At 65.9% G+C, this 16,665-nt stretch carries 20 protein-coding genes; 10 read left to right on the top strand and 10 right to left on the bottom strand.

Annotated features, from left to right (window positions below; genetic code table 11):
* Positions 1-3: 3 nt before the first annotated feature.
* Positions 4-462 (bottom strand): GNAT family N-acetyltransferase, encoded by a 459-nt coding sequence (locus CIW53_RS10010; RefSeq protein WP_242451847.1) that lies wholly within the window; start codon positions 460-462, stop codon positions 4-6.
* A 264-nt stretch (positions 463-726) separates the two neighbouring features.
* Between CIW53_RS10010 and CIW53_RS10005 the strand changes: the two genes are divergently transcribed.
* The gene (locus CIW53_RS10005) at positions 727-2,214 is read left to right on the top strand and encodes a RimK family protein (RefSeq protein WP_149364582.1); all 1,488 of its coding nucleotides are present in this window, start codon (positions 727-729) and stop codon (positions 2,212-2,214) included.
* A 34-nt stretch (positions 2,215-2,248) separates the two neighbouring features.
* Here the strand turns inward: CIW53_RS10005 and CIW53_RS10000 are convergent, their stop codons facing one another.
* A complete protein-coding gene (locus CIW53_RS10000; RefSeq protein WP_149364581.1) occupies positions 2,249-2,506 on the bottom strand; it encodes a hypothetical protein in 258 nt (85 codons plus the stop codon).
* A 198-nt stretch (positions 2,507-2,704) separates the two neighbouring features.
* On the opposite strand from CIW53_RS10000, the gene aroE reads away from it, so the two are divergent.
* The 3 genes from aroE (at position 2,705) to CIW53_RS09985 (ending at position 4,440) form a co-directional block, all read left to right on the top strand.
* Positions 2,705-3,535: a shikimate dehydrogenase gene (gene aroE, locus CIW53_RS09995; RefSeq protein WP_149364580.1), complete on the top strand. Its 831-nt coding sequence runs from the start codon at positions 2,705-2,707 to the stop codon at positions 3,533-3,535.
* Positions 3,532-3,792: a YkgJ family cysteine cluster protein gene (locus CIW53_RS09990; protein ID WP_149364579.1), complete on the top strand. Its 261-nt coding sequence runs from the start codon at positions 3,532-3,534 to the stop codon at positions 3,790-3,792. Before aroE ends, CIW53_RS09990 begins: the two co-directional genes overlap by 4 nt.
* A 111-nt stretch (positions 3,793-3,903) precedes the next feature.
* Positions 3,904-4,440, top strand: coding sequence for an energy transducer TonB (locus CIW53_RS09985; protein ID WP_149364578.1), 537 nt, complete (start codon positions 3,904-3,906; stop codon positions 4,438-4,440).
* A 27-nt stretch (positions 4,441-4,467) separates the two neighbouring features.
* On the opposite strand, the gene CIW53_RS09980 is transcribed toward CIW53_RS09985, so the two are convergent.
* Positions 4,468-5,004: a gamma carbonic anhydrase family protein gene (locus CIW53_RS09980; protein WP_149364577.1), complete on the bottom strand. Its 537-nt coding sequence runs from the start codon at positions 5,002-5,004 to the stop codon at positions 4,468-4,470.
* A 120-nt stretch (positions 5,005-5,124) separates the two neighbouring features.
* Here CIW53_RS09980 and CIW53_RS09975 point away from each other — a divergent pair, with 120 nt between their 5' ends.
* Complete coding sequence (locus CIW53_RS09975) at positions 5,125-7,179, top strand: M3 family metallopeptidase (protein ID WP_149364576.1); 2,055 nt, start codon at positions 5,125-5,127, stop codon at positions 7,177-7,179.
* Positions 7,180-7,198: 19 nt separating this feature from the next.
* Complete coding sequence (locus tag CIW53_RS18065; protein WP_277949630.1) at positions 7,199-7,321, top strand: hypothetical protein; 123 nt, start codon at positions 7,199-7,201, stop codon at positions 7,319-7,321.
* A gap of 46 nt (positions 7,322-7,367) precedes the next feature.
* On the opposite strand, the gene CIW53_RS09970 is transcribed toward CIW53_RS18065, so the two are convergent.
* The 3 genes from CIW53_RS09970 to CIW53_RS09960 all read right to left on the bottom strand — a co-directional run bounded on the left by CIW53_RS09970 (position 7,368) and on the right by CIW53_RS09960 (position 8,533).
* Positions 7,368-7,703: a nucleotidyltransferase domain-containing protein gene (locus CIW53_RS09970; protein WP_149364575.1), complete on the bottom strand. Its 336-nt coding sequence runs from the start codon at positions 7,701-7,703 to the stop codon at positions 7,368-7,370.
* Entirely contained in the window at positions 7,696-8,127 is a 432-nt protein-coding gene (locus CIW53_RS09965; RefSeq protein ID WP_149364574.1) for a nucleotidyltransferase substrate binding protein, read from the bottom strand. Before CIW53_RS09965 ends, CIW53_RS09970 begins: the two co-directional genes overlap by 8 nt.
* A 196-nt stretch (positions 8,128-8,323) precedes the next feature.
* Complete coding sequence (locus CIW53_RS09960) at positions 8,324-8,533, bottom strand: cold-shock protein (RefSeq protein WP_007809889.1); 210 nt, start codon at positions 8,531-8,533, stop codon at positions 8,324-8,326.
* Between the two features lie 334 nt (positions 8,534-8,867).
* Between CIW53_RS09960 and xth the strand changes: the two genes are divergently transcribed.
* The 4 genes from xth to CIW53_RS09940 all read left to right on the top strand — a co-directional run bounded on the left by xth (position 8,868) and on the right by CIW53_RS09940 (position 12,019).
* Positions 8,868-9,635: an exodeoxyribonuclease III gene (gene xth / locus CIW53_RS09955; RefSeq protein WP_149364573.1), complete on the top strand. Its 768-nt coding sequence runs from the start codon at positions 8,868-8,870 to the stop codon at positions 9,633-9,635.
* Complete coding sequence (locus tag CIW53_RS09950; RefSeq protein ID WP_149364572.1) at positions 9,632-10,309, top strand: YecA family protein; 678 nt, start codon at positions 9,632-9,634, stop codon at positions 10,307-10,309. Before xth ends, CIW53_RS09950 begins: the two co-directional genes overlap by 4 nt.
* A 25-nt stretch (positions 10,310-10,334) precedes the next feature.
* Positions 10,335-11,081 carry a DUF4336 domain-containing protein gene (locus CIW53_RS09945; RefSeq protein ID WP_149364571.1) on the top strand — a complete coding sequence of 249 codons (747 nt, stop codon included), beginning with the start codon at positions 10,335-10,337 and terminating at the stop codon, positions 11,079-11,081.
* Positions 11,082-11,185: 104 nt separating this feature from the next.
* Positions 11,186-12,019, top strand: coding sequence for a pirin family protein (locus CIW53_RS09940; protein ID WP_149364570.1), 834 nt, complete (start codon positions 11,186-11,188; stop codon positions 12,017-12,019).
* Positions 12,020-12,105: 86 nt separating this feature from the next.
* Here CIW53_RS09940 and CIW53_RS09935 read toward each other — a convergent pair whose 3' ends face one another.
* From CIW53_RS09935 to CIW53_RS09920, 4 genes are read right to left on the bottom strand one after another with little or no spacing between them, the layout of a single operon-like run.
* Entirely contained in the window at positions 12,106-12,927 is an 822-nt protein-coding gene (locus CIW53_RS09935; RefSeq protein ID WP_149364569.1) for a carbohydrate ABC transporter permease, read from the bottom strand.
* The gene (locus CIW53_RS09930) at positions 12,924-13,817 is read right to left on the bottom strand and encodes a sugar ABC transporter permease (protein WP_149364568.1); all 894 of its coding nucleotides are present in this window, start codon (positions 13,815-13,817) and stop codon (positions 12,924-12,926) included. Before CIW53_RS09930 ends, CIW53_RS09935 begins: the two co-directional genes overlap by 4 nt.
* A complete protein-coding gene (locus CIW53_RS09925) occupies positions 13,814-15,106 on the bottom strand; it encodes a sugar ABC transporter substrate-binding protein (RefSeq protein WP_149364567.1) in 1,293 nt (430 codons plus the stop codon). The genes CIW53_RS09930 and CIW53_RS09925 overlap by 4 nt, the downstream gene beginning before the upstream one ends.
* Positions 15,103-16,548: a glucoamylase family protein gene (locus CIW53_RS09920; RefSeq protein WP_149364566.1), complete on the bottom strand. Its 1,446-nt coding sequence runs from the start codon at positions 16,546-16,548 to the stop codon at positions 15,103-15,105. The genes CIW53_RS09925 and CIW53_RS09920 overlap by 4 nt, the downstream gene beginning before the upstream one ends.
* Between the last annotated feature and the right edge of the window lie 117 nt (positions 16,549-16,665).

Here is a 16,665-nt window from a genome sequence, read left to right as displayed (position 1 = left end):
GGCTCAGTCCAGTGATTTCTCGTAACGCCAGGCATCCGCACCGTCCTGGTAGTACCGCACGTAGCGGCCGATGCGGCGGAAGCCTTCGCGTTCGTACAGGGCGATCGCGGCGGCATTGTCGGTGCGCACTTCCAGACGCAGCGCGTGGCTGCCACGGCGACGCGCAGCTGCCGCAACGGCCTCCAGCAACGCCGCGCCCACGCCCTGGCCGCGGGCCATGGGTTGGGTCGCCAACGAATACAGCCTCGCCACCGCGCTGCCCTTGCGGAAGAACAGCACCGCGTTGCCGAGGCAGTGGCGGTCGCCGCTGCTGGCCACCAGCACCAAGGCGGAATCGCTGTCCAGGTGGCGGCGGTATTGCGCGCGGCTCAGCCGATCGCTGCTGAAGCTGCACTGCTCCAGCGCCACCAGGTCGTCCAGATCGGACGCCGCGGCACGACGGACGCGCAACTTGGAGGGCACGGGTCGGGCGTCGGCAGGTTTCGCCGCAACGCGGCGCGCGGAGTCGGGTGATCGCTGGGGAGTGATGGTCGGCACGCGCGGACTCTAGCAGTCGGCGAGTCAGCGGTGCACTTTCCCGCGGAATCCGTCGGTGCCGCGGCGCGTTTACTCGCGCTTCAGCGCTTTCCCTTGTGCCGCGCCAGCCCTGTGCCAAACTGCGCGCCTTGTGTCTTCCAACTGCCCTTGCCGGGCGCTCCGCCATAACTGCATCGCCCGAGTGGTGTCATGACCCGTCTGGTCATCGTTGTCGAAAAAGCCTCCGACTGGGGCTCTTACTATCCTTCCGTCGACGTCATGAGCGCGATGGATTACCTGCGCAAGCCGGTCGACAGCGACGACGAACGCACCCACGTGATCAATCTGTGCCGCAGCTACAAGTACCTCGGCACCGGCTATTACGTGTCGCTGCTGGCCGAGGCGCGCGGGCACAAGGTGATGCCGTCGGTGCGCACCGTGAACGACCTGCGTCGGCGCTCGCTGTATGGCCTGGACATCGAGGATCTCAACTCCAAGCTGACCCACTTCCTGCCCGCCGGCGGTCGCGATACCACCGACTTCGGCATCCTGGTCTACTTCGGCGAGACCGCCTATCCCGCGCTGCAGGACCTGGCCCGGCAGGTGTTCGAAATGTTCCCCTGCCCGCTGCTGCGCATCGAGTTCGAGCGCGATCGCGTGTGGCAGGTCAGCTCGATCAAACCCGTCGGCCTGCATACGCTGGACGATGCGCAGGAGGATGCGTTCGCCGAGGAGCTCGACCGCTTCTCGCGCAAGCTGTGGCGCAAGCCGCGCGCGCGCCGTCAGTTCCGTTACGACCTGGCGATGCTGGTCGATCCGGCCGAGCAAATGCCGCCGTCGAACAAGAAGGCGTTGAAGGCGTTCATCGGCGCCGGCAAGGAGCTCGGCATCGAGGTCGATCCGATCGGCAAGAACGACTACCAGCGCCTGGCCGAGTACGACGGCCTGTTCATCCGCGAGACCACCGCCTCGGACAACCACACCTACCGCTTCGCCCATCGTGCGGAGAAGGAAGGCATGGTGGTGATCGACGACCCCAGTTCGATCCTGCGCTGCACCAACAAGATCTACCTCAACGACCTGATGGTCTCGCGCAAGCTCGCTGTCCCTCGTACTGAAATCCTCTACCGCGACGACAGCAAGGGCATGAAGGAAGTCGTCGCCAAGCTCGGCTTTCCGCTGGTGCTGAAGATCCCCGACGGCTCGTTCTCGCGCGGCGTGGTGAAGGTGGAGGACGAGGCGGCGCTGGCGCAGGCGGCCAGCGGCCTGTTCCAGCACAGCGCGCTGCTGCTGGCGCAGGAATACGTCTATACCGGATTCGACTGGCGCATCGGTGTGCTCAACCGCGAGCCGCTGTACGCCTGCAAGTACTACATGTCGCGTGGCCACTGGCAGATCTACAACCACGGCGCCAAGGGCACGGCGAAATCCGGCGGCTTCGAGACCATCGCGGTGAAGGACGCGCCGGCCGAGGTGGTCAAGCTGGCGCTGAAAGCCACCCAGCCGATCGGCGACGGCCTCTACGGCGTCGACCTGAAACAGGTCGGCAGCAAGCCGGTGGTGATCGAGGTCAACGACAACCCGTCGATCGACGCCGGCGTCGAGGACGCGCACCTGGGCGACGAGTTGTACCTGCGCATCATGCAGGAGTTCCTGCGCCGGATGGAGCGCAAGCGCCAGGGCGGCAACGCGCACTGACCGATCGGCATTCGCCGCACGGGCGCGGCACCGGTCAATGCCAGATCGCGCTGCGAACGATCCGCCGCCGCGGCCGGCAAGACGCCAGCAACTGCCGCGGCAACGCGGGTTCCAGTGCCAGCAGCGTGACCAGCGGCGCGCCGAGCAGCCAGAACGCCGGCGTCCAGCCGAGCAGTTCGGTATGTGCCGGTATCAGCGTGGTCAGCAGCAACGCGCTGCCGCCAAGCAACCACAGCACGGCTGCACCCAACAGGCGTTGGTGGTGCACGGAGGACGAGGTTTGTGCGTGCATGAGCGATCTCCCGAGAGGTAGCTGGAGATTGCCGTGCCCTCATCTCACCGATTGCGACCCTTGGCTGTCGTCAGACGTTTGCAGCGCGGACTTGATGGCGGCGGCTCCAGCCGCGAAAGCTCTTGTCTGCAGGTCGAAGCAGGCGCGTCGCGCAGGGGCGGCTTGTAGAATCGTTGGCGGCCACCACCAGGAACCCCCATGCAACCCGCCCAGTTCGCCGTGTTCGGCCATCCGATCAGTCATTCGCTGTCGCCGCAGATCCATCGGGCGTTCGCACAGCAGTTCGGCATCGAACTCGATTACCGTGCGATCGACGCGGCCCCGGACGATTTCGCCGCGGCGGTGCACCGCTTCTTCGGCGATGGTGGCCGCGGCGCGAATGTCACCCTGCCGCACAAGGCGGCTGCGTTTGCGCTGGCGAACCGGCACAGCGAGGCGGCCACGCGGGTGGGCAGCGCCAACGTCCTGACCCGATTGGCCGACGGCGGGCTGGCCGCGCACAACACCGATGGCGATGGTCTGGTGCGCGATCTCACCGAACGCCACGACGTCGATCTGCGTGGTCACACGGCCTTGCTGCTCGGCGCCGGCGGCGCGGCGCGCGGGGTGGCGTGGAACCTGCTCGATGCCGGCGTGGACACGCTGACCATCGTCAACCGCTCGCCGAATGCGGCCGACGAGCTGGCGGATGCGATCGGCGATCCGGCTCGGGCGCACACGCGCTACTGGGAGGATCTGGCCGACATCGGCAGCTACGACCTGATCGTCAATGCCACCTCGGCCGGCGTGCTGGGCGCGGCGCTGCAGTTGCCGTTCTCGCTGATCGGTGCACGCGCGTTGTGCTATGACCTGTCCTATGGCGCCGCGGCCGGCAGCTTTCTGGCCTGGGCGCAGGCGGCCGGCGCGCGGTACGCGTTCGACGGGCTGGGGATGTTGCTGGAAACTGCCGCCGATGCGTTCGAGTTGTGGCACGGCCAGCGCCCGGATACCGAATCGGTGTATCAGTTGCTGCGTCGTCAAGCCGCGTGAGCGCACTGGCATGCCGGATCGGCTGTGGCGCGTGTTGCATTGCGCCGTCGATCAGTTCGCCGATCCCTGGCATGCCCGATGGCAAGCCAGCTGGCGTGCGCTGTGTGCAACTGACCGCCGACAATCGCTGCGCGATCTTCGGTCGGCCCGAGCGACCTGCCGTGTGCGCCAGCCTGCGCGCCGAGCCGGCGATGTGCGGCAACGATCGAGTGCATGCGATGGCCTGGCTGGGTGCGCTGGAGGCGGCAACGCGCTGAGGTGGCAACGCCATATGGTTGCAACACGGTGCCGCTAACGTGAAGGGGATCCGCCGGGAGCGTCGATGACGGCATTCCAGCGCGCGGCCCATCACTTTTGCAGCAGGTGCCATGTCCCGAGTCCGTTTTGCCGTATCGCACCGGTACGCGCTCGTTCTTGTTTCCCTGCTGGTACTGGCCGCCGCCGGGATCTACCGCCATGGCCTTGCAGTAGCCCATCCGTCCGAAGATGCCGGCTCGACGTCGATCGAACCGGCAGCAACGCCAGTCGACGACGCGCAAAGCGGCACCGCCATCCTGCTCGGGCTGGCCCGCGACGCGATGCGCGACGGACGCCTGGTGGCGCCCGCCGGCAGCAATGCGTACGAGTTCTACCTCAGCGTGCTGCAACTGGAGCCGGAAAACCGCAGCGCCCGGGAGGCCTTGCGCGAGTCGTTCCCGCGTGCCGCGGCGGAGATCGAGCAAGCCATCAACCAGAAGCAACTGGAGGAGGCGCGCCGCGAGATCGACCTGCTGCGCGAATTCGACCGCGACAATTTCACGCTGGCCCTGCTCGGTGGGAAGCTCTCCGCCGCACGCAACATCGTGACGAAGCAGCACGAGGCGGAAGCCGCGCGCATGCGACAGACGACCGCTGCGGGGATATGACGGCGCGATCGCATCGGCGCAACCGTGTCACCGAGCCGATGCCAGGTACTCGTCTTTCAGGCGGACGTAGTGGTCGGCCGAGTAGTGCAAATGCTCGATCTGGCGATCGCTGAGCAGGCGCACGAACTTCGCCGGATTGCCCAGCCACAGCTCGCGCTCGCCGACCACCTTGCCCGGCGGGATCAGCGCGCCGGCGCCGACGAAGCCGTGCTTCATCACCATCGCGCCGTCCATCACGGTCGCGTGCATGCCGATCAGGCAGTAGTCGCCGATCGTGCAGGCATGCACCACGGCGGCGTGGCCGATGGTGGCGCCCTCGCCGATCAGGCAAGGAAAGCCCGGACCGTAGGGGCCGGCATGGGCGACGTGCACGATGCTGCCGTCCTGGATGCTGGTGCGCGCGCCGACGCGGATATGGTTCACGTCGCCGCGCAACACCGTGCCGGGCCAGATCGAGACGTCATCGCCAAGCACGACGTCGCCGATCACGCAGGCGGCCGGGTCGACGTAGACGCGTTCGCCGAGGATGGGCGCGGCGCCCTTGAAGGTACGCAGATTGCTCATCCGCGCATGGTAATGGCTTTGCGATAGCGGCACGCGAGGCATCTGCCGTGTCCGTCACATGCCGGAGCTTGATTTCGCCCCGCGCCATCGCCACGCTGACGGTCTGGAAAAGGAGCGTTCATGAGTCACGACAACCCCCTGCTGGCCGACGACATCCTGCCGGCGTTTTCGCGGATCCGTCCGGAGCACGTGCCGCCGGCAATCGAGACGATCCTGGCCGAGTATCGCGCCGGCATCGACGCGCTGCTCGCGCCCGGTGCGCCGCGCGACTTTGCCACGGTGATGCTGACGCAGGAACGGCTGGAGCAGCGCCTGGCACGGGCCTGGGCGCCGGTTTCCCATCTGCACTCGGTGGCCGACAACGAAGCCTTGCGCAAGGTTTACGGCCCGGCCGAGGAACAGCTCACCGACCATGCGATCGAGCTGGGGCAGAATCGCGACCTTTACGCCGCCGTGCAGGCACTCGCCGACGCGCCGGACTTCGCCGGCTTGCCGCGCCCGGAACGCGCCCTGGTCGAACACGCGCTGCGTGACTTCAGGCTCTCCGGCGTCGCGCTGGAGGAACCGGCCCGTTCACGTTTTCGCGAGATCGGCGTGGAGCTGTCGAAACTTTCCACCGAATTCTCCAACGCGGTGCTCGACGCCAGCGAGGCGTGGCACGAGCACATCACCGACGAGCGCGATCTCGCCGGCATTCCCGAATCCGGCCGCGCGGTGCTGCGCCAGTACGCCGAGGACCAGGATCTGGACGGCTATCTGGTCACCCTGAAACAGCCCAGCGTGCATGCCGTGTTGAGCTACGCCGACAACCGCGGCCTGCGCGAGCGGGTGTACTGGGCCTATCAGACCCGCGCATCGGACCAAGGCCCGAACGCCGGCAAGTTCGACAACAGTGCGCGTATCGAGAAGATCCTGGCGTTGCGCCACGAGGCCGCGCAGCTGCTCGGTTTCGCCAACGCCGCCGAGGAGTCGCTGGCGACCAAGATGGCCGCCTCGCCAACCGAGGTGATGGAGTTCCTGCATGATCTCGCCGCGCGCGCACGGCCGGTCGCGCAGCAGGAGCTGGCCACGCTGCGTGAATTCGCGCGCAGCGAACTGAAGCTCGACAACCTCGAGTCGTGGGACGTCGGCTACGCCTCGGAGAAATTGCGCCAGCAGCGTTATGCGCTGGACGAAGAGCAATTGAAGCCGTATTTTCCGCTGCCGTCCGTGATCGAGGGCCTGTTCGGCCTCACCGAAAAACTTTACGGCATCACCCACGCCCTGCGCGAAGGCGTCGATGTGTGGCATCCGGACGTGCGCTATTACGACGTGCGCGATGCGGACGGCCGCGTCTTCGCCGGCGCCTACGTCGACCTGTATGCGCGCAACGGCAAGCGCGGCGGCGCATGGATGGACGTCTGCCGCGCCCGTTTCGACGATGGCGCACAATCGCAATTGCCGGTGGCCTTCCTCACCTGCAACTTCGCGCCGCCGACCGAAGGCAAGCCCGCCCTGCTCACCCACGACGACGTGCTGACCCTGTTCCACGAATTCGGCCACGGCCTGCACCACTTGCTTACCGAGATAACGTTGCCCTCGATCGGCGGCATCGACGGCGTCGAATGGGACGCGGTGGAACTGCCGAGCCAGTTCATGGAGAACTTCGGCTGGAACCGCCAGGCGCTGGACCTGTTTGCCCGCCACTACGAAACCGGCGAGCGGCTGCCGGACGAATTGTTCGGGCGCATGCTGGCCGCGCGCCACTTCCACGCCGGCCTTTTCCTGGTGCGCCAGCTGGAATTCGCGCTGTTCGATTTTCTGCTGCACCTCGAGTACGACCCGGCGCAGGGCGCACGCACGCTGGCGGTGCTTGAGCAGGTGCGCAAGCAGGTTGCGGTGCTGTATCCGCCAGCCTGGCAGCGTTTTCCGCACGGCTTCAGTCACGTTTTCGCCGGTGGTTACGCGGCGGGTTATTACAGCTACCTCTGGGCCGAGCTGCTGTCCACCGATGCGTTCGGCGCCTTCGAGGAGGTCGCCGAAAGCGGCAGCGTGATCGACTCCGTTACTGGCGAACGCTTCCGCCGCGAGTTCCTGTCGGTCGGCGCCAGCCGCCCGGCGCTCGAAAGCTTCATCGCCTTCCGCGGCCGCAAGCCGGAGCCGGAGGCGCTGCTGCGCAGTCACGGGTTGGTGTGAGCGCATGAACGATGCGGCGTTGAAAGCAGACTACCTGCCCTTGCGTGCGGAGGTACTCAGGCATGCGCCCACCAACGGCTTGCGCGAGGTGGACAAGGTGTTGATGGAATGGAGCCGTCAGGGTCTGGCACGGACGGCTTGAAGACACAGGCACACCTTCCAGGTCGCGCGTGAAACGCGGCGCGGATTCAGTCGGTAGAGGATGGGGTTTTCGCGTTGGTCTGCACCACCACCTTGTCCCGTTCAATGAGTCTGCGAAACGCGCTTCCCGTGGTTGCCCAATCCACCAGGTCCACCCGCCACGGCAATTCCGAATCCGCAAACGCGTCGGCCAAGGCGGCACCTTCCGCAAGGCTCAGCGGTTCGCTGGTAATTATCGCCAGATCAAGGTCGGAATAGGGTTTGGCCGTGCCCTTCGCGCGCGAGCCGAACGCCCATACTTCATGGCCTGCGGCGTGCCGTTGCAGGATGCTCCGCACCATGGCCCAATGCTGCGGCTGCATGTCCAGCTTGGGCTCAGCCATGTCGGGACTCGAGTGCCGCCAACAAGGCGCGCGCATCTTTCACGAAAACGAGGCTGCCTTCGTACACCTGTCGCGCCTTGGCATGGTCGTAGGTATGCGCAGTAATGTTGCGCATGCGGCGATAGCCGAACCATGCCTCGACATTGGCGATCAGGCCTTTCTCGCCAGCGGCGCGGATCAGGTCGCGGAAGCTGCTTTCATCGACTTCGGTAGGGCTGGCCGCTTCCAGTTCAAGTTGCCGGCGAATCATCTTGATGCCGAGCTCGTAAACGAACTCGAAGTTCTGGATCACGCCGGCGATGATGGTGTTCTGCAGCGCCGGCGCTTGCTGCGCAAACCAGGTGGCCTGATCGACAATCGCAATGCTCGCCTCGAGCGATGCCAAGGCGTTGCGCAGCGCACTGAGGTCGAGTTTGTCCGTCATGACTGGGTTTCCGGGGAAAGCATCATTTGATGCTCAAGATGATTGCGTCGCATCCATGTCGAGGCAAGTCCCGAAGGATCAGCACTTTCCAGGGACGAAAAAAAGCCCGCCGAGACGAGAGATCCTTGCCAGGATTGAAACCATAAAAAAGGCCCGCCGAAGCGGGCCTTTCAAGATCGCTCAAATCCCGAAGGATTTAGGCAACCTGGACTTCCTCAGCCTGCAGGCCTTTCTGGCCCTTGGTGACGACGAACGTGACGCGCTGGCCTTCCTGCAGGGACTTGAAGCCCGTGCCCTGGATCGCGCGGAAATGCACGAACAGGTCGTCACCGCTTTCCGGGGTGATGAAGCCAAAACCTTTGGCGTCGTTGAACCACTTGACTGTACCGCTCTGACGATCCGACATGTAACATTACCTTTGAAGCAGTGATGGTTTGCGGCTCGGAGCGTAACGCACTTGACCGCAATGAGAGCAGGAAATCGGAGTTGCCTCGGACTCTTGCTTTGTAAGCATACACTGGAATGTGGGGATTTGTCGGGTTTCCCGCAAAAATTCGTGCAGCAGGGGTCGCCGAAGCCGTCATTTGGCTGTTTTGGGGCGACAAACGGCGCTGCAAAGCCATTTCGGCGATTTGCAAAATGTCCTGGCCGGCCGCTTCCGGCCTACCGGACCGGTCGGGCGCCACGTTCTTCGCCTTGACCCGGCCAGCCCGCGCCAGCGCATCCCTTACAATGCGGCGATGAAAATTGCTTCGTGGAATGTCAATTCGCTGAAGGTGCGCCTGCCGCATCTGACCCAGTGGCTGGCCGACGCGCAACCGGACGTCGTGGCGCTGCAGGAAACCAAGCTGGAAGACGCGAAATTCCCGGTCGATGAACTGGCCGCCGCCGGTTATCGGGCGGTGTACTCGGGTCAGAAGACCTACAACGGGGTGGCGATCCTGGCCCGCGACGAGCCCACCGACATCGTCACCGACATTCCGGGACTGGACGACCCGCAGCGGCGGATCCTCGCCGCCACGATCGGCGGTTTGCGCGTGGTGGACCTGTACGTGGTCAACGGCAAGGCGGTCGGCGACGAGAAGTACGCGTACAAGCTGGACTGGTTGGCGAAGGTGCGCGAGTTCCTGGCCCGCGAACAGGAACGCCACCCCAACCTGGTCGTGCTGGGCGACTTCAACATTTGCCCGGACGATCGCGATGTCTACGACCCGGCCACCTGGGGCGAGGACATCCTGTGCTCGCCGCCGGAGCGTGCCGCGCTCAAGGCGATCACCGACCTGGGTCTGCACGACAGCTTCCGGTTGTTCGAAGCAGACCACGGGCACTTCAGCTGGTGGGACTACCGGCAAGCCGCGTTCCGTCGCAACATGGGCCTGCGCATCGACCTGATCCTGATTGGCGAGGCCCTGAAACCAGCCGCCACCGCGGCGGCGATCGACCGAGAACCACGGCGTTGGGAGCGACCCTCCGATCACACCCCGGTGACGCTGGAACTGGATCTATGACTGCAAAGACCGAATGGCCCAGCTCGCTGGACGACAGCGAACTGGATGAACTGGACCGCTACCTGCGCGCGCACACCGGCGAAGGCGACCTGCTGCTGGATGGCGTGCACGGCCTGCTGAGCGCGCTGGCGGTCGGCCCGCTGCTGGTGCTGCCCGACGAATGGCTGCACGAAGTCCTGCACGAACCGTTCGCCGACGAGGACGAGGGCAATCGCGTGCTGGCGCTGCTGGCCAAGCTCAACGATTCGATCAGCGCCGAGCTCGACGTCGACGCCTACGAGCCGATCCTCGGCGAGGTGGAGATGGAAGGCGGCCCGATGCTGTCCGCCGCGGGCTGGTGCGAAGGCTTCAGCCGCGGCATCGACCTGCGCGCCGCACTGTGGGAAAACCGCCTGGCCGAAGATCCGCAGCTGATGGAGCTGCTCGGGCCGGTCATGGCGCTGGCGGTGGACGAAGGCATCCTCAGTGCCGACACCGAGTTCGAGAAGCTCAGCGACGACGAATACGACGAATGCCTGGCCCAAGTGCCGGCCGTGCTCGGCGCGGTCAACCAGTACTGGCAGGCCCGACCCGCCACCGAGGCGGAAGTGGAAACCATGGTGCTGCAACAGCGCCCGGGCAGCGACGACGACCATTCGCCGCCGCGCCAGCGCAGCGGCCATTGGGTGCACTGAAAAGCCACCAACTGCTGGAGAATCCGTGTCGGAGATCGGTCTGTACACCCCGCTCAACACGCTCAAGCCGTTGGCGCCCGCGATCTGGATCGCCGATGGCCCGCTCGTGCACATGGCCGCGCTCGGCCTGCGCGCGCCGTTCCCAACCCGCATGACGGTGGTTCAACTGGCCGACGGCGGTTTGTGGTGCCACTCCCCGATCGCACCGGATCAGGCGCTGTTCGCGGCGATCGACGCGCTCGGCCCGGTGCGCCACCTGGTCTCCCCGAACCTGCTGCACTACGCGCACATCGCCGCGTGGAAACGACGCTATCCGCAGGCGATCGCCTGGGCCTCGCCCGGCGTGCGCGAGCGTGCGGCGAGCCAGCACATCGAGGTGCACTTCGATGCCGATCTGGACGACGCGCCGCCGGCCGACTGGGCCGGCACGATCGACCAGCTGCGCTTTCGCGGCAGCCGGGTCTTGCAGGAGATCGTGTTCCTGCATCGGGCCAGCGCCACGCTGATCGTCGCCGACCTGATCGAGAATTTCGAAGCGGCGAAGCTGCCGACAACGATGCGCTGGATCGCTCGCCTCGGAGGCGTGATCGACCCCGACGGCAAGGCCCCGCTCGACATGCGCCTGAGCTATCTCGGCCACAAGGCGGAGGCGCGCGCCTGCCTCGCGCGGATGCTGGCGTGGCAGCCGCGGCGGGTGATCCTGGCGCATGGCCGCTGCTATCTGGACAACGCCGCCGCCGAACTGGCCCGCGCATTCCGCTGGCTCGACTGAGTCGGGCGTTGCGCGACGGGAACGATCCGTTCCCGCGCCGGTGCTTGGCTATGTGCGCGAACGGGGCCATCTTGGCGGCCAGGGATTCCTCACTGGAGCAAGTCATGAACGACCGCCACATCACCCGCCGCATTCGCGGCATGGACACGTCCGACGGTGCCGGCGTGAAACTGAAGCGCGTGATCGGCCAGCCCGGGCTGGACATGCTCGACCCGTTCCTGCTGCTGGACGAGTTCCGCTCCGACCAGGCCGGCGACTACATCGCCGGTTTCCCGGAGCATCCGCACCGCGGATTCGAGACGGTCACCTACATGCTGGCCGGCCACATGCAGCATCACGACAACCACGGCAACCGCGGCGACCTCACCCCGGGCAGCGTGCAGTGGATGACCGCCGGCCGCGGCATCCTGCATTCGGAAATGCCGCAGCAGGAAGACGGCCTGATGTGGGGCTTCCAGCTGTGGGTGAACCTGCCGGCGGCCGACAAGATGACCGCGCCGCGCTACCAGGACATCGGCCCGGAGCGGATTCCCGTGGTGCATCCGGCCGACGGCGTCGAGGTGAAGCTGATCGCCGGTGAACTGGCCGGCGCCACCGGCCCGGTCGAAGGCATCGTCACGGCGCCGGTGTACATGGACATCAGCCTGCAGCCGGGCGCGACGCTGACCCTGGACCTGCCCGTTGGCCATCACGGCTTTGCCTACGTGTTCGAAGGCGAGTCGGCGCTGGTCGGCGGCGAGCAACTGCGGCGCAGTGAGCTGGGCGTGCTGTCCGAGGGCGATCGACTGCAACTGGCCGGCGGCGATCAGCCGTCGCGGGTGCTGGTTGTCGCCGGCAAACCGCTGAATGAACCGGTGGCCCGCTACGGCCCGTTCGTAATGAACACGCCCGAGCAGATCCACGAAGCGATCGCCGATTTTCGGGCAGGCAAGTTTTGACTGGAGAAAATCGCTTCTAGCGTTTGCCCCTCTCTCCGAGAGGAGAGGGGAAAATGCGAGAAGCGCGTTGCTTCATCGAAGCGGCCTCACCCCTTCACACTCCCCAGCAACAGCCCCTCCAGGTAATACCGCTGCAGCGACAGGAACAGCAGCAGCACCGGCATCACGGTGACCACCGAGCCGGCCATCATCAGCTCGCTGTCCTGTGCGTGCTCGCGCGCCAGCGAGGCCAGCGCGATCGGAAGGGTGTAATGCTCCTGTCCGGTCAGCACGATCAGCGGCCACATGAAATCGTTCCACGCGGCGAGGAAGCTGAAGATCGCCAGGGTCACGATGATCGGCTTGAGCAGCGGCAGCACGATCAGCGTGAAGATGCGCCACTCGCCGGCGCCGTCGATGCGCGCCGCTTCCAGCAGTTCGTCGGGGATGCCGCGCGCGTACTGGCGTACCAGGTAGATGCCGAAGATGGTCGCCATGCCGGGCACGATCACGCCGGCATAGCTGTTGACCAGGCCGATGTATTTCAGCAGCAGGAACAGCGGCAGCATCGCCACCTGAGCCGGGATCACCAGCGCGCCGATCAGCGCCTGGAACAATCGCTCGCGGCCGGCGAAGCGCAGCTTGGCGAAGGCGTAGCCGGCCATCAGGTTGCAGGCCAGCGACAGTGCGGTGATCGCACTGGAGACCAGCAGGCTGTTGAGCAGGTAGCGGCCCATGCCGGCATGCGCGAACAGCTCGCGATAGTTGGCCAAGGTGGCATGCGCGGGCAGCAACGGCGGCGGCAGCGAGCTCGCTTCGCCCGGAGCCATGAACGACACCGACAGCATCCACAGCAACGGCAGCAGGGCGACCAGCGCCGCGCCGCAGAGCAGGCCGTTGACCAGCACCTTCGCCAGCCGCGTGTTCATGGCGATGCACCATCGACTTGTTCGCCGCGGCGCGCCAGCTTCAACAGCAGCATCGTCACCACGAAGATGATCACGAACAGCAGGAACGCCACCGCCGAGGCGACGCCGAGATTCCACCACTTGAAGCCGTCCTCGTACATCAGGTACAGCACGCTGATCGTGCTTTGCAGTGGGCCGCCCTCGGTCATCACGTAGGGCTCGGCGAACAGCTGGAAATAACCGGCCACGGTGAGGATCGCCACCATCAGCATGGTCGGTTTCAGCATCGGCAACGTGATGTGCCAGAACTGTCGCGGCGCGGATGCGCCGTCGATGCGGGCCGCTTCGTACAGGTCGGCCGGGATCGCCTGCAACCCGGCCAGGATGATGATCATGTTGTAGCCGAAGTTCTTCCACACCGCGAACGCGATGATCGTCGGCATCGCCCAGTGCGGATCGTCGAGCCAGTCGATCGGGTGGATGCCCAGCTCGGCCAGGCCGTAATTGACCAGGCCGTACTTGGTGTTGAACAGGTAGCGCCAGATCACCGCCACCGCCACCACCGTGGTCACCACCGGCGCGAACAGCGCGGTGCGGAAGAACGGCTTGATCCGTGCCAGCGGCGAGTTCAGCAGCAGCGCGCTGGCCAGCGACGCGCCGATCGACAGCGGCACGCCGACCGCCACGAAGTAGAACGTGTTGCCCAGCGCCGACCAGAACAGCGGACGATGCAGCAGATCCCAATAATTCTGCAGAGCAACGAAGCGCAGGTTGCGGATGTCGGCCAGCGCATAGAGGTCGTAATCGGTGAGGCTCAGCGCCAGAGCCGCGATCACCGGCAGCACGAAGAACAGCCCGAGCACCAGCAGGGCCGGACTCAGGAACCACCACGCGGTGCGGCGCGCGCTCACCGGTTGCCTCGATGGTGATCGAGCATCCAGCGTCGCTTTTCGAGGATCGCATCGGTGCGCCGGTCAATCTCGGCGGCGGCCTGATCCACCGTCACCTCGCCATGCGCGGCACGCGCGGCGACCAGCTGCATCTCGGTGACGATGCGTTCCCACTCCGGCACCGCCGGTGTGGGCTTGACCCGCTCCAACTGCTCGCGGAAGGCCTGCGCCGCCGGGTCGTCGCGCAAGGCCTTGCCCTGCCACGACGCCCGTCGCGGCGGCATGTCGCCGAGCAGCTCGTAGAACTGCTGCTGCACTTGCGGCTGCGACAGATACTCGATCAGCAACCATGCCTGCGCCTTGTGCGGCGAGGCGCGGAAGATCACCAGGCTGGAACCGCCGGCGATGCCGGTACCGGTACCGTGCGGGCCGGGCAGTGGCGCGGTGGCCCAGTCGCCCTGTTGCGCGGCCGGCAGGCGACGACGGAACTCGCCGATGTTCCACGCGCCGGACAGATAGAACGCATACACGCCGCGGCCGAACTCGGTCCACGGATTGGACACTTCGGTGTTGGCCACCAGCGGTGCCTGATGCTGTTGGAACATGCCCACATAGAACGCCAGCGCACGCTTGAACCCGGCGCTCTCGAAGTTGCCGTAGCGGCCGCCGTCGCGCAACAACGGCTCGTCCTGTTGCAGCGCCAGCGACAGCAGTTGCTCGAATTCATTGGTCGGCAGCAGGATCGCGTAACGGCCGCCGCCGTCGTGCACCTGCAGCGTGGCCATCTGCCGCGACCACTCGGCCCAGTCGCGCGGCGGCGCGTCGAAACCGGCGGCGTGGAGCAGGTCGCGGCGGTAGAACAGAAGCCGCGTATCGACGTACCACGGCACGCCATACAGCGTGCCGTCGATCACGTTGGTGGCCCAGATGCCGGGGAAGTAATCGGCCGGTTGCACCACGCGTGAATGCGCGACGTACGGCTGCAGCGGTTCCAGCGCGTGCAGCGCGTCGAGTTCGGCGATCCAGGTATTGCCGAGCTGGGCCACGTCCGGCGTGGTGTTGCCGGCGAACGCGGTGAGCAGCTTCTGGTGCGCCACCTTCCATGGCAGTTGCTGCACCTCGACATGGATACCTGGATGCGCGCGCTCGAATGCCGGCATCAGCTGCGCCACCACTTCGCCTTCGCGGCCCATTGCCCACAGCGTCAGCGTCTGGCCATCGTCATGCGGGCGACTGCAGGCGCACAGGCCGGCCAGCGCGCCGATCAGCAACGCGGCGGAACGCCAGCGTCGTGATCGGCGAAAGCTCATCGGGTACCCAGCCAGCCGCCTTCGAAACCGGCGCGCTCGAGTCCCTTGCGGATGTACGGATTCTTCTTCATCACGTTCCACACGAAATCGCGGCGCCAGTTCGCGATCATCAGCACGATCGGGCCCTGGTCGATACCCAACTGCTCGTTGTCCACCCAGCCCATCGGCACCAGTTTGCCGGTGCGCAGCAGGGTATGGATGTGAAAACTCGGGTTGAACGCATCGACGAAGCCGTACCGGTTGTAGATGTCCTTGCCGTAGAGCCGCTTCATCTCCGCCAGCGCGGGGATCACCAGCGCCGGCGCAAATGCGATCGAACCTGCGGCGGCGGTCGGTGCGATGGTGCCGTCATCGACGATATCGCCCAATCCGGCACCGCGGGCGGTATAGCCCTGGAATTTTTCGCGGCGGCCGTGACCTTCCACGATGAAGCCCCCGGGGCCGTTGCTGGCGGTCAGTCCCCACACGTTCTTGCCGTAGCCGGTCCAGCCGCCCGGGTTGGCGATCGCGTAGTTGCGCTGGGCGATCACCGCGCGCCGGCTGTTCTCGAAGTAATCCAGGCCGTGTTCGCGGCTCCAGGCATCGCGGATGCCGCGGAAGTCGATCCACACCTGGCTGTACTGGTGCCCGAACAGCGGCCCGAAATTGAGGAAGGTCTGTCCCTCGAAGGTACCCCAGGTCAGCGGGTTGGTGGAAAGCCACGCCGTCCACGCTTCCGGCCCGACCGGATGGGTTGGCGAGCCGAGCGCGAGGATGTAGACCAGCATGCCTTCGTTGTAACCCTTCCAGTCGGCCGGGATGAACTTGCCGCCTGGCGTCCAGCCCATGCTGATCAGCGGCGCGCGCACCTGCGCCCAGTTCCAGTTGACGCGGCGGTAGATGCGGTCGGCCAACGTGCGGATCTCGCGCTCGGCCGGCGTGTCGCGGTCGTAATAGGACTGCGCGAACAACACGCCGCCGAGCAGCAACGTGGTATCCACGGTGGACACCTCGGTCCAGCGCGCGAAGCGCTTGCCGCTCTGCATGTCGAGGAAGTGGTAGAAGAAGCCCTGGTAGCCGCTGTCGCCGTCCTCGCTGTCGCCCTGCGGCGCGGTATCGAAGAAGCGCAGCGTCGCGAGGGTGCGCTCGATCGCCTGCTCGCGCGTGATGTAGCCGCGTTCCACGCCAACGCCGTAGGCGGTCAGGCCGAAGCCGACCGCGGCAATGCTGGAGAACGACTCGCCGGGATAGTGATCGGGGATCAAGCCATTGGCCGGATTCGCGCTGTCCCAGAAGAAGCGGAAGGTGCGCTGCTGGAGATCATCGACCAGCGCCTGCTGCTGGCCGGACAGGGAGACATGCTCCGGCGTCCGCGCCGTGGCCGGCGGCGACCAGTTCGTGCCGAGCGCCAGCACGAAGGTGAGCAAGGTGAAAGACAGGATTCGCGAAAACTTGTTGGACATGCTTTTCACATGGTACGAGGTGCCTCGAGGCGTACCCCGAGAGGGTGGGCGAAAAACAAAGCCCGCCGAGGGAAGCGGGCTTTGCGGGTGTCTCGATCAGCGGACGGGTTCCAACCG

The sequence above is a fragment of the Rhodanobacter sp. T12-5 genome (assembly GCF_008329435.1).
Taxonomy (GTDB): Bacteria; Pseudomonadota; Gammaproteobacteria; order Xanthomonadales; family Rhodanobacteraceae; genus Rhodanobacter.
Note: the sequence above shows the minus strand (reverse complement) of the source record. Positions and strands in the feature narration are given on the sequence as shown.

What these genes read in the sequence shown, in the direction of transcription:
- CIW53_RS10005 (WP_149364582.1), top strand. Translation starts at nt 727, where the DNA reads ATGACCCGTCTGGTCATCGTTGTCGAAAAAGCCTCCGACTGGGGCTCT.
- CIW53_RS10000 (WP_149364581.1), bottom strand. Translation starts at nt 2,506, where the DNA reads ATGCACGCACAAACCTCGTCCTCCGTGCACCACCAACGCCTGTTGGGT.
- aroE (WP_149364580.1), top strand. Translation starts at nt 2,705, where the DNA reads ATGCAACCCGCCCAGTTCGCCGTGTTCGGCCATCCGATCAGTCATTCG.
- CIW53_RS09985 (WP_149364578.1), top strand. Translation starts at nt 3,904, where the DNA reads ATGTCCCGAGTCCGTTTTGCCGTATCGCACCGGTACGCGCTCGTTCTT.
- CIW53_RS09980 (WP_149364577.1), bottom strand. Translation starts at nt 5,004, where the DNA reads ATGAGCAATCTGCGTACCTTCAAGGGCGCCGCGCCCATCCTCGGCGAA.
- CIW53_RS09975 (WP_149364576.1), top strand. Translation starts at nt 5,125, where the DNA reads ATGAGTCACGACAACCCCCTGCTGGCCGACGACATCCTGCCGGCGTTT.
- CIW53_RS09970 (WP_149364575.1), bottom strand. Translation starts at nt 7,703, where the DNA reads ATGGCTGAGCCCAAGCTGGACATGCAGCCGCAGCATTGGGCCATGGTG.
- CIW53_RS09965 (WP_149364574.1), bottom strand. Translation starts at nt 8,127, where the DNA reads ATGACGGACAAACTCGACCTCAGTGCGCTGCGCAACGCCTTGGCATCG.
- CIW53_RS09960 (WP_007809889.1), bottom strand. Translation starts at nt 8,533, where the DNA reads ATGTCGGATCGTCAGAGCGGTACAGTCAAGTGGTTCAACGACGCCAAA.
- xth (WP_149364573.1), top strand. Translation starts at nt 8,868, where the DNA reads ATGAAAATTGCTTCGTGGAATGTCAATTCGCTGAAGGTGCGCCTGCCG.
- CIW53_RS09950 (WP_149364572.1), top strand. Translation starts at nt 9,632, where the DNA reads ATGACTGCAAAGACCGAATGGCCCAGCTCGCTGGACGACAGCGAACTG.
- CIW53_RS09940 (WP_149364570.1), top strand. Translation starts at nt 11,186, where the DNA reads ATGAACGACCGCCACATCACCCGCCGCATTCGCGGCATGGACACGTCC.
- CIW53_RS09935 (WP_149364569.1), bottom strand. Translation starts at nt 12,927, where the DNA reads ATGAACACGCGGCTGGCGAAGGTGCTGGTCAACGGCCTGCTCTGCGGC.
- CIW53_RS09925 (WP_149364567.1), bottom strand. Translation starts at nt 15,106, where the DNA reads ATGAGCTTTCGCCGATCACGACGCTGGCGTTCCGCCGCGTTGCTGATC.
- CIW53_RS09920 (WP_149364566.1), bottom strand. Translation starts at nt 16,548, where the DNA reads ATGTCCAACAAGTTTTCGCGAATCCTGTCTTTCACCTTGCTCACCTTC.